This is a genomic window from Kitasatospora sp. NPDC059722 (assembly GCF_042733235.1).
Lineage (GTDB): Bacteria > Actinomycetota > Actinomycetes > Streptomycetales > Streptomycetaceae > Kitasatospora.
The window spans coordinates 1-1705 of the sequence record NZ_JBHWGD010000282.1 but is presented as its reverse complement, the minus strand read 5'-3'; the positions used below and the strand labels follow the sequence as shown (position 1 = coordinate 1705).

Here is a 1705-nt window from a genome sequence, read left to right as displayed (position 1 = left end):
GCGCCCGAGCACCCGCAGTGCGCAACCAATCCACCCCCAGAGACAGTCGGACCCGTCGACTTTCTATGAAGCGTCGAGCCGCGCTCGATCACAGCCCGGTGGCCAGCCAGGTGGTCACGGCCGCGGTGACGGTGAGCACGGCGTTGAGGGCGATCCGGCGGTCGCCGCCTGTCAGGTGAACGGCGATCGCGCCGGCCTGGAGGAGGACGAGGCCGACAGCGGCAACAACGGCCAGTGCGGGGGCGACACCCGTCAGCGGCGGCAGGATCAGACCGGCCGCGCCGAGCAGTTCCACCGCCCCCAGTGCCCTGACGGCGGGCAGGGGCACGCGGTCGACCCAGGCCATCATCGGGCGTAGCTGATCGGGGCTGCGGACCGCCTTCAGGGCGCCCGAGTAGAGGTAGAACAGCGCGAGCAGTCCCGCGACGGTTCCATAGGCGATGTGGTTCATGGTTCCCGTTCGGTGAATCAGGCGTGGTCGGTGGCGGGCTCGGTCGCGTAGCGGCTCATCGCGTCGAGGTTGGTTTGCGGCGTCAGGGGCCGCCCGTCGGCGAGCGCTTCCTGGAGGTCCCGGAAGTACTGCACGTACAGGTCGGGGGTGAACGTGCTGAGCATGACGGCGGGTTGGTCGGTGAGGTTGGCGAAGGTGTGCGGGGTGCCGGGCGGGACGATCACGAGCGTGCCCGTGGTGGCCTCGTAGTCGTCCGTCCCGACGGTGAACCGCACGGTGCCGGAGAGGACGTAGAAGCCCTCGTCGTGCCGGCCGTGGCGGTGCTGGGGCGGCCCCTGGGTGTGCGGGGCGAGGACGGACTCGGCGATCGCGAGGCGGTGTCCGGTGTGGCTGCCGTCCTCCAGGACGCGCATGCGCGTGGTGCCGAGGACAATCGTTTCGCCCTGGCCGGGCCCCACGACGTGCACGGCGGGCTCGCTGGTCTTCGCTTCTTCGGTCATGCTCACCAGTGCACCGCCGGGACCACACGGCCGTCCAAGACCTGTCCCGCAGCGCCGATACCTCGTGGGTATCGTTGCAGCGTGGAGCTACGAACCCTGCGCTACTTCGTGGCCGTCGCCGAGGAACTCCACTTCGGCCGGGCCGCCACCCGACTGCACATGAGCCAGCCGCCGTTGAGCCGGGCGATCAAGCGGTTGGAGGCCGAGGTCGGGGCCCTGCTGTTCGCCCGCTCGCCCACGGGCGTCACGCTCACGCCGGTGGGCGCGGTGCTGCTCGACGAGGCGCGGGCCCTGCTCGACCACGCCGACCGCGTTCGGGAGCGGGTGAGCGTCGCGGCCGGCGTCGCGGCCATCACCGTCGGCATCCTGGGCGACGGCACCGATCCGGGCGTGGCCAGGCTGGCCGCCGCCTACCGTCGGAGCCACCCCGGCGTCGACATCCGCATCCGTGACACCGACCTGACCGACCCGACCTGCGGGCTGCGCGCCGGACTGGTCGACGTCGCGCTGACCAGGGCGCCCTTCGACGAGACTGCCCTGACGGTGCGCGCGCTGCGGGCCGATCCGGTCGGCGTGGTGCTGCGCGCCGACGATCCGCTGGCCCGCCGCGACCGGCTGCGGCTGGCCGAGCTGGGCGACCGCCGCTGGTTCCAGTTCCCGCCGGGCACCGACCCCGCGTGGCAGTCGTACTGGAACGGCGGCACGCCGCGCGAGGGCCCGGTGGTGCGCGCCGTCCCGGAATGCCTTCAGGCTG

At 72.4% G+C, this 1705-nt stretch carries 3 protein-coding genes; 1 reads left to right on the top strand and 2 read right to left on the bottom strand.

Annotated elements, in window-relative coordinates:
* Positions 1-88 precede the first annotated feature (88 nt).
* Together ACFV4F_RS43305 and ACFV4F_RS43300 are read right to left on the bottom strand one after the other, a co-directional pair.
* Positions 89-451 (bottom strand): DoxX family protein, encoded by a 363-nt coding sequence (locus ACFV4F_RS43305; protein ID WP_380511550.1) that lies wholly within the window; start codon positions 449-451, stop codon positions 89-91.
* Positions 452-468: 17 nt separating this feature from the next.
* Entirely contained in the window at positions 469-951 is a 483-nt protein-coding gene (locus ACFV4F_RS43300) for a cupin domain-containing protein (protein WP_380511547.1), read from the bottom strand.
* An 81-nt stretch (positions 952-1032) separates the two neighbouring features.
* Here ACFV4F_RS43300 and ACFV4F_RS43295 point away from each other — a divergent pair.
* Positions 1033-1705: LysR family transcriptional regulator (locus ACFV4F_RS43295; RefSeq protein WP_380511544.1), on the top strand; the 673-nt coding region annotated here is incomplete at its 3' end.